Below are 9,186 nucleotides of genomic sequence, written 5' to 3' on the forward strand. Positions count from 1 at the left end.
CGGTGTTCGGTGCTGTTCGAACGGCGTCGCTATTCAGCGACCGGCGTCCTGGTACGCCTTGACGGCGGCTTCCAGCTCGTCCAGTGCCCGGCCGAAATCTTGGAAGTTCCCGCTGCGCATGGCATTTCGCACATTCTCGATCTTCCGGTTGAGCTCGGTCGCCGCGGCGTCCTTGGCGGGGGACGATCCGGGCGCGGGCGGCGAAACCGATGCGGGCGGCGGCGTCGCGGCGGTGCCGGCTCCGTTGTTGCCCTGATCGGCGGGCGGCGCAACGGTGCCCGGCTTGGGCCTGGTGCCCGAGTCACCGCCGAACGGCGTCGCCAGCGCGCCCGCGCCGGGGAGAACCTGGTTCAGCGCGTCCGCCAATGTCGAGGCGTAGCCCACCTTGACGTTGCCCGCCTCGTCCCGATAGCTCACCAGCACGCGCAGCAGCTGCGGGAAGGTCGCCGTGTTCGGCCCGGTGTTGCGTTCGTTGTAGAACGGCTCCACATAGAGAATGCCGCCGTCCGCGACCGGCAAGGTCAGCAGATTGCCATATTTGATCTTGTTCGAATTCGACAGCAGCGTTTTCTCGCGCGATACGTCCGGCGAGGTCGTCATCCGGTTCTGCGTCTGCTGTGGACCCAATGTCTGTGTATCCGTGGGCAATCGAAGAATCGTGAATTTCCCGTACCCGTCCGGATCCGAGCGCACCGAGATATACGCCGCGAGATACGGCCGGTTGTAGCCGGTCATCGCGCTGGTCAAATTGAACGTGGGCTTGTTCGTCTTCGAGTCGCCCAGCAGCACGTAATACGGCGGCTGATTGGCGGTGGTCCCGCCCTCGGTGGTGGGATCGGCGGGCACCGACCAGAAGGCGTTGTTGGTGAAGAACTCCCGGGGATCGTCCACGTGGTACTTCGACAGCATTTCGCGCTGGACCTTGAACAGATCCTCCGGATAGCGGAAGTGCGCCCGCAGCTCCGGCGAGATCTCGCTCTCCGGCTTCACCGCGCCGGGGAAGACCCCGCGCCATGCCTGCAGCACCGGATCCGACGAGTCCACCTCGTACAGGGTGACGCTGCCGTCGTACGCGTCGACGGTGGCCTTCACCGAGTTGCGGATGTAGCTGACCGACTTGCGCGGCAGCAGACGCCCGGTCTTCTTGTCGATGCTGTCCTCGACCGCGCCTTCCAGCTCGGTGTTCTGCGCGTACGGGTAGTTGTCCAGCGTGGTGTAGGCGTCCACGATCCACACGATCCGTCCGTCCACCACCGCGGGGTAGGCGTTCCCGTCGGTGGTCAGCCAGGGCGCGACCTTCTGCACCCGCTCGCGCGGGCTGCGGTTGAAGATGATCTTCGAGTCGTCACCGATGGCCGAGGAGAACAGGATGTTGCGCTCGGCGTACTTGGCCGCGAAGGCCAACCGGTTGAACCAGTTGCCGATCGGCACGCCGCCCTTGCCGGCGTAGGTGAATTGCGCTGTGTCGGAGTCGTACTCGCGCGGACGCTGGCCGTCCATCGCGCCGACGATCGCGTAGTCCGGGTTCGCCTGTGAGATCAGCTCGCCGAAATACACCCGCGGCTGGTCCACCCTGATCCGCTGCTTGTCCGCGGGCGTGAACAGGTCGCTCACCATGAAGATCGGGTAACCGCCGTCGCCGCTGCCCCCGGCGGCGTTGGGATCGTCCGACGGCGGCTTGTTCACCCGGTTGGCGGGGGCGGCGACGAAGCCGTTGCCGTGGGTGTAGACGGTGTGCCGGTTGATCCAGTCGGTCTGGTTGCCGCTCAGCGCCGCGGGCGAGAGCTCCCTGGCGGCGACGATGTAGTCCTGCACGTCGCCGTCGAGGTTGTAGCGGTCGATGTCCAGCGACTCCGGGAAACCGTAGAAGTTCTTCAGCTGGCGCAGCTGAGTGAACGTGGGCGACAGGATGTTCGGATCGAGCAACCTGGCGTTGCCGATGGTGGCGGCGTCCACCGGCACCTCGAGCGGGTTCTTGTTGCTCTCGCCCTTGTAGTCCTTGTAATCGATCCTGTCATCGGTGATGCCGAACGCCTGCCTGGTCGCGGCGATGTTGCGTTCGATGTACTCGCTCTCCTTGTCCGCGGCGTTGGGACGCACGGAGAACTGCTCGACAACCAGCGGCCACACCGCGCCGACCAGGATCGAGGACAGCACCAGCAGCGCGGCGGCCATCGCGGGCACCCGCAGATCGCGCAGCACGATGCCGGCGAAGAAGGCCAGCGCGCAGATCACCGCGATGGACAGCAGGATGAGCTTCGCGGGCAGAACCGCGTTGATGTCGGTGAACGAACCGCCGGTGAAGGTGGGCTCCTTGCGGCTGCTGGAGAGCAGTTCGTACCGGTCGAACCAGTACGCGATCGCCTTGAGCAGCACGAAGGTTCCGGCCAGCAGCGCGAGCTGGATCCGCGCGGCGCGGGTGAGCGTGCCCTCGCGACCGGTCAGACGCAGTCCGCCGAAGACGTAGTGGGTGACCAGGCTGGCGAAGAACGCGATGACCACCGCGACGAAAAGCCAGTTCACCACCATGCGGTAGAAGGGCAGGTCGAAGGCGTAGAAGCCGACGTCGAGGCCGAACTCCGGGTCCTTCTCACCGAACGACCCGCCGTGGAGGAACAACTGCACCGTCACCCAGTTCGACTGCGCCACCAGGCCCGACAGCAGGCCGAGCAGCACCGGGATGCCGATGCCGAACAGCCGCAGCCTGCTCATCACGGTCGTGCGGTAGCGCGCGATCGGATCGTTCGGGCCGGCCACCGGCACGAACACCGGCCTGGACCGGTAGGCCAGCAGCAGCGCCAGCCAGACCACTAGTCCGACGAACGCCGCCACGACGAGGAATAGCAGGACCCGGGTTCGCAACACCGTGAGATACACGTTGCGGAAGCCGACCTCGCCGAACCACAGCCAATTCGTGTAGGTGTCCGTCAGCCGCGGCCCGAGCAGCAGCAATGCCGCCAGGACGATGGCTGCCACCAGCAGCACACGGCTGCGTCGGGACAGCGAAGGTAAGCCGGTGGGGGGCCGCATGCCCACGATGCCACTCTCCAAGGTCCGGCGACGCTCGCACCGAGAGGCCCGGCCGATGCGCCGCAGTCCGATGTTGCGGGTGGTCCTTCCGGACCGTCCCGGCCCACTCTACGGAAATCGGACACCATGCAGCTGGCAGGGTTGCGCTTGCCGCGCCGGAGAAACGAACGTCCGGGCTTCCGGCTGCCCCCGTCGGCGGTTTGGTTGGATGGTCGCGTGACCCCAGACCTGCACGCCGAACTCGTCCTTGCCCGATCCGTCCGGGAGGTGGCGGAATTCGTCGACGCCGAGGGGTGGGGGAATCCCCCGCAGATGTTCGCCTTGGTGCCGACCGCGGACCTGGTCGCGGCGCAGCCGGAACTGGAGGAGCAGCTCGACGAGGGCGGCGAGCTGACGCCGGTCGCGCAGGAGGCTTTCCCGGACGACATCACCGGCGGCTCGATCGCCTTGGACGAATTCCTGGCCACCACCAGCTGGCCTCCCGCCGTCCGCGGCTGCGTGCTGGTGCAGGAGATCGTGGTGCTCCCGCCGGACGCCGAGTCGACGCTCGACGACGCGCTCGCGCCGCTGCTGGCCGATCACGACGCCGCCGACGCGGCCGCGCGCGCCGCCGCCGAAGCGCACCCGGAGCGCCGGGAGGCCCGGTTGTTCGCCGCGGTGCTGCGCGACGGCGCGTCGCTGTGCCTGCTGCAGCTGCGCCCCGAGGACGACGCCGACGATTTCGGTGACCTCGACCTGCGCACCTATCCCAACTTGGCGCCCAACCTGGTCGAGGCCCTGCACCATACGTTCGAGTGAACGAACCCGGCCGGCTCGCCGACGAGGCGCGCTGACCTCCACGGACATCGGACGCCCGCTGGGACCCACCGCCACAAGCGGCGCTGCTGCCCGCCGCAATCTCGGATGCAGGAATCGGAGCAGCGGGAGAGCGATAGCCTGCTGCCCTCACCGCACGGGAAGCCGCCCACGTGCCCTGCTACGCGCTCGCGGTGAACACCCGGACCGGGTCCGCGTGGCTTCCGGCCGGGGTCACCTGCCTCGCGTTGCGACCTCAGCCGCAGCCGACCGGTTCCTTGCCGGTGTTGATCTCGTCGAGCGACTGCACCGCGCCGGTGAGGTTCTCGACGCGCACCAGCCGCAGGCCGTCCGGGGTCCGCTGCTTGGCCTCGTTGCAGTTGGCGGCCGGGACCAGGAAGGTCTCCGCGCCCGCCTCGCGCGCGGCCATCATCTTGTACTGGATGCCGCCGATCGGACCGACCTTGCCGTCCTGGTCGATGGTCCCGGTGCCCGCCACGAACTTGCCGCCGTCCAGCTCACCGGGGGAGAGCTTGTCGATCAGGGCCAGGCTGAACATCAGTCCCGCGGAGGGCCCGCCGATGTCGGCGAGGTTGAAGGCGACCTGCACCGGCGGGCGGGCGCCCTCCCCCGGCGTCACGCCGAGGTAGCCCTTGGCCGGGTCGTCGGGGCGCGCGCCGAGGACGATCGTCGCGGTCTGCTCGGCGCTGTCGCGCCGGTACACCACGGTCAGCGTGCTGCCGGGCGCCTGGGACGAGACCGCGGTGACGACGTCCTTGGGCGCCGTCACGGGCGTGCCGTTGATGCTGATCAGCTCGTCGCCCGCGCGCAGCACATCGTGGGCGGGCCCGTCGTCGGTCACCTTGCGCAGCAGCACCACCGTGGGCAGCCGCAGGTAATGCAGCGCGGCGACCTCGGCGTTGCCCTCGGAGTCCTTGAAGTCCTCCTGGTTGGACTTGTCGATCTCCTCGCGCGAGACGCCCGGCGGGTAGACCTCCGAACGCGGCACCAGGCCGTGCTTGCCGCTGGCCCAGAAGCCGAACGCCTCGAAGATGCTCAGCCCGTCCCGCACCGACACCGTGGTCATGTTGAGGTGGCCCGTGGTCGGATCGACTTCGGTGCCGCGCACGTCGACGACGTCCTTGCCGTCCACCTCGCCGAGGGTGTCGAAGGTGGGGCCGGGCCCGAGTGCGACGAACGGCACAGTCAGCACACTGCCGACGACACCGAGCACGAGCACCGGGATCAGAGCGGCCACCAGGGTGAGGATCCGACGATTCACCCGGACCACAGTAATGACAGCAGGCGACGCGAGGCGCCGGAGGCGGTCATTTTCCCCGGGCGCGCCGCCGCCGGTTTCGCGCCGCGCGAACATCGGGACGCTGTGCTACGCGCGTAACGTGAAGGGCATGAACGACCTCCCCTTCGGATTCTCGAACCGCGACGACGACGATCGTAAGCGCGGTGACGAGCCGGGCGGTCCAGGTCCGAACGACCCGCTCGGTTTCGGTATCGGCGGGTCCGGCGCGGGCGGATTCGACCCGGCGCAACTCGGGCAGATGCTGACCTCGCTCGGCCAGATGCTCAGCGGCATGGGGCAACCCGGCTCGGCGCAGGCCGGGCCGGTGAATTACGACGTCGCCAAGCGGCTGGCCCGCCAGCAGCTCGGCTCGACCATCACTCCCGTCTCCGCGGGCGCCGCGAGCGCGGTGGCCGATGCCGCGCATCTGGCCGAACTCTGGCTCGACAGCGCGACCACCCTGCCCGCGGGCGCCACCAAGACGGTCGCGTGGACCGCCAACGACTGGATCGAGCAGACCCTGCCCACCTGGCAACGCCTGTGCGACCCGGTGGCCCAGCAGATCTCGGGAATGTGGACTTCGGCGCTGCCAGAGGAGGCCAAGCAGTTCGCCGCGCCGATGGTCGGCATGCTTGGCCAGATGGGCGGCTTGGCCTTCGGCTCACAGCTCGGCCAGGCGCTCGGCCAGCTCGCCAAAGAGGTGTTGACCTCCACCGATATCGGACTCCCGCTGGGACCCACCGGCACCGCGGCGCTGCTGCCCGCGGCGATCTCGGAGTTCAGCGCGGGGCTGGAGCAGCCGGAGAGCGAGATCCTGGTGTTCCTCGCCGCCCGGGAAGCCGCCCACCAGCGACTGTTCGCCCATGTGCCGTGGCTGCGCCAGCAGGTGCTCGGCGCGGTCGAGGACTACGCGCGCGGCATCCGGATGGACTTCTCCGCGCTGGAGCAGGCCGCGCAGGACATCGACCCGATGTCGCTGGCCGATCCCGCGAAGCTCGAGGAGATCCTCTCGCAGGGCACCTTCGAGCCGCAGACCACCCCTGAGCAGAAGCAGGCGCTGGAACGGCTGGAAACACTGCTGGCGCTCATCGAGGGCTGGGTGCAGGTAGTGGTCGCCGAAGCCGTCGGCGACCGGTTGCCCGGCGCGGGCGCGCTGGCCGAGACGCTGCGCAGGCGGCGCGCCACCGGCGGGCCCGCAGAGCAGACCTTCGCGACGCTGGTCGGTCTGGAATTGCGTCCGCGCAAGCTGCGCGAGGCAGCGGCGCTGTGGCGCAGGCTCACCAACGATGCGGGCATGACCGCCCGCGACCAGGTCTGGGCACACCCCGACCTGCTGCCCGACTCCGACGATCTGGACTCCCCCGCCGGCTTCATCGACTCGGTGATCGGCGGCGGAGCGGCCGTGTTCGACGATCCCCTCGCGCAACTGGCCGAAACCGAGGCGCGCGAGCAGGCCGCGCGCGAGCACAAGGATGACGACGCCGGGCCCGACCTGGGCAAAGAGGGTGGCGAATCCGTCTGAGCCGCCTTGTGGATGAAGCGAAATCCTGTGGATAACTGAGGATTTCGGAGCGAGCCGCACACGCCGCGATCCGCATACTGATGACATGACAGCGATGTGTCGTGGTCCTCGACTGCGCCCTAGGGTGACCGTGCTGGTCCGCCCGACCGGTGTCGTCCAACTCGGGTGCGATCCGGAAACCGCGGTGGTGCTCGGCCCGGAAGGCATGGACGCCGAGACGGTCCTCACTTTCCTCCGCCTGCTCGACGGTCTGCGCACCAAGCCGCAGATCATCTGGCGAGCCGGAGAATGCGGCATAGACGCCGAACGGGCTATGGCATTGCTCACGCTGGTCGACGAAGCCGGGCTGCTGGACCATCCGCAGGACCGAGCCGGCCAGATACGGGCGGTGCGGGTGCACGGGCTCGGTCCGCTCTCGGACGCGGTATCGGCCGGGCTGCGCGCGCTGGGCGTGCGGCCGAGCCGGTCCCGGGACCATCCGTCCGGCACGGCGACGGTGCGGTCCTGGGGAGCGGACCTCGTCGTACTCGCCGACACGCTGATGCCCGATCCGCGGCTGGTGAGCGAATTGGTGCTGCACCGCATTCCCCATCTGCAAATGCGCATCCGGGACAACAAGGGCGTCATAGGGCCTTTGGTGCTGCCCGGCGTGACCAGCTGCCTGCGTTGCGCGGACCTGATCCGCTCGCAGAACGACGCCGATTGGCCGCACCTGGCGGCCCAGCTGCTCGGTCGAGTCGGACACGCCTCGCCCGCCGGCATCGCGGCGACGACGGCGGTCGCCCTCGGCGAGCTGGAGGCGATCATCGCCTGCTCGGCGCGGCGCACGCCGGCCACCCTGGACGCGACTCTGGAACTGGATCTCGATTCACATGTCCTCGATCGGCGCAAATGGGACCGCCATCCCGCATGTGCTTGTGCCCGCGTTTCCGCAGGCCTCGCGGCCGGAGCCCCGACGTGATCAAGATTGCCGTGGCAGATCGGCCAGTCCGTCCGCCATGATGGGTACGTGTCTGAGATCGTGCGCCGTCGCTCGTCCCGCAACGCCAAGTTGGCCAAGATTCCGCTCGGCATCGCCGGACGGGCGGCCGTGGGGTTCGGCAAGAAGCTCGCCGGAGGCGACAAGTCCGAGATCAACGCGCAGCTCAACCAACGGGCCGCCGAGCAGCTGTTCACGGTGCTGGGCGAGCTGAAGGGCGGCGCGATGAAGTTCGGGCAGGCGCTCAGCGTGATGGAGGCCGCGGTCCCGGAGGAGTTCGGCGAGCACTATCGGGAAGCGCTCACCAAGCTGCAGGCCGCCGCGCCGCCGATGCCGGCCGCCACCGTTCACCGGGTGCTCGACCAGCAGCTCGGCACCCAGTGGCGTGCCCGCTTCCGTGAGTTCGACGACACCCCGGCCGCGTCGGCCAGCATCGGGCAGGTGCACCGGGCGGTGTGGTCGGACGGGCGGACCGTGGCGGTGAAGGTGCAGTATCCCGGCGCCGACGAGGCGCTGCGCGCGGATCTCAAAACCCTGTCCCGCATGTCCGGTCTGGTCGCGTCCGTGATCCCCGGTGCGGACGTCAAGCCGATCCTCGCCGAGATCACCGAACGCACCGAGGAAGAGCTGGACTACCGCAACGAGGCCGCCAACCAGCGCGCCTTCGCCAAGGGCTTCGAAGGGCACGCCGAGATCGTGGTGCCCAAGGTGGTGGCCAGCGCGCCGAAGGTGATCGTCACCGAGTGGCTGGACGGCGTCGCCGTCTCGACGATCATCAAGCAGGGCGCCGAGGATCCGGTGGGTACCCGCGCCCTGCGCAATCGCGTGGCGGGGCTGATGGGCCGGTTCCACTTCTCCTCCCCGGAGGTCGTCGGACTCCTGCACGCCGACCCGCACCCCGGCAATTTCATGATGCTGCCCGATGGCAAGCTCGCGGTCATCGATTTCGGCGCGTGCGCACCGATGCCGGACGGCTTCCCCGCGGTGCTGGGCCGCATGCTGGCCCTCGCGGTCGAGGAGCGCTTCGCCGAACTCACCGAACTGCTGTACGACCACGGCTGGGTGATCCCCGGCCGGGTGGTCACCCATCAGGAGATCGCCGACTATCTGCGGCCGTTCACCGACCCGATCCAGACCGACTCGTTCCACTTCACCCGCAGGTGGATGCAGCGGGTGGCGGGCAAGGCGTCGGAGTTCGCCAGTCCGGAAATGAAAACAGCACGGGCACTGCAACTTCCGGCGGAATACGTGATGATCTTCCGCGTGCTCGGCGGCTCCGTCGGCATCCTTGCCCAACTCGACGCCGAACTGCCGTTCATGGAACTCGTCCGAACCTGGATGCCCGGCTTCAGCGAGGAGCGCACAGCCTCCTGAGTTCCACCCACCCGACTCGGTCGAGCCGCGAGCCTCCAGCACTGTCCCGCCCAACCACAGATGCCCGACCATCGCACTTCCGCCAACCCGCCGAGGTGCGAGTCTTACGAGCACCGTTCACGGCCCGTCTCGCGTCCGAGCGACCGAAGCGCATGCGACGAAGTCGCGAGTCTCGGTCGCTCGGAC

At 68.6% G+C, this 9,186-nt stretch carries 6 protein-coding genes; 4 read left to right on the top strand and 2 right to left on the bottom strand.

Annotated features, from left to right (window positions below):
- Positions 1–33: 33 nt before the first annotated feature.
- A complete protein-coding gene (locus ABZ420_RS04380) occupies positions 34–3,036 on the bottom strand; it encodes a UPF0182 family protein (RefSeq protein WP_357116955.1) in 3,003 nt (1,000 codons plus the stop codon).
- Between the two features lie 210 nt (positions 3,037–3,246).
- On the opposite strand from ABZ420_RS04380, the gene ABZ420_RS04385 reads away from it, so the two are divergent.
- Complete coding sequence (locus ABZ420_RS04385) at positions 3,247–3,828, top strand: PPA1309 family protein (protein ID WP_357116957.1); 582 nt, start codon at positions 3,247–3,249, stop codon at positions 3,826–3,828.
- A gap of 253 nt (positions 3,829–4,081) precedes the next feature.
- On the opposite strand, the gene ABZ420_RS04390 is transcribed toward ABZ420_RS04385, so the two are convergent.
- Positions 4,082–5,107, bottom strand: coding sequence for a PDZ domain-containing protein (locus ABZ420_RS04390; RefSeq protein ID WP_357116959.1), 1,026 nt, complete (start codon positions 5,105–5,107; stop codon positions 4,082–4,084).
- A gap of 127 nt (positions 5,108–5,234) precedes the next feature.
- On the opposite strand from ABZ420_RS04390, the gene ABZ420_RS04395 reads away from it, so the two are divergent.
- The 3 genes from ABZ420_RS04395 (at position 5,235) to ABZ420_RS04405 (ending at position 9,000) form a co-directional block, all read left to right on the top strand.
- A complete protein-coding gene (locus ABZ420_RS04395) occupies positions 5,235–6,647 on the top strand; it encodes a zinc-dependent metalloprotease (protein WP_357116961.1) in 1,413 nt (470 codons plus the stop codon).
- Between the two features lie 85 nt (positions 6,648–6,732).
- Positions 6,733–7,608 carry a hypothetical protein gene (locus ABZ420_RS04400; protein ID WP_357116963.1) on the top strand — a complete coding sequence of 292 codons (876 nt, stop codon included), beginning with the start codon at positions 6,733–6,735 and terminating at the stop codon, positions 7,606–7,608.
- Positions 7,609–7,656: 48 nt separating this feature from the next.
- On the top strand, positions 7,657–9,000 hold the full coding sequence (locus ABZ420_RS04405; RefSeq protein WP_357116965.1) for an AarF/UbiB family protein: 1,344 nt from the start codon (positions 7,657–7,659) through the stop codon (positions 8,998–9,000).
- Positions 9,001–9,186: the final 186 nt, after the last annotated feature.

The sequence above is a fragment of the Nocardia sp. NPDC005745 genome (assembly GCF_040630775.1).
GTDB lineage: Bacteria > Actinomycetota > Actinomycetes > Mycobacteriales > Mycobacteriaceae > Nocardia.

What these genes read in the sequence shown, in the direction of transcription:
- ABZ420_RS04395 (WP_357116961.1), top strand. Translation starts at nt 5,235, where the DNA reads ATGAACGACCTCCCCTTCGGATTCTCGAACCGCGACGACGACGATCGT.
- ABZ420_RS04400 (WP_357116963.1), top strand. Translation starts at nt 6,733, where the DNA reads ATGACAGCGATGTGTCGTGGTCCTCGACTGCGCCCTAGGGTGACCGTG.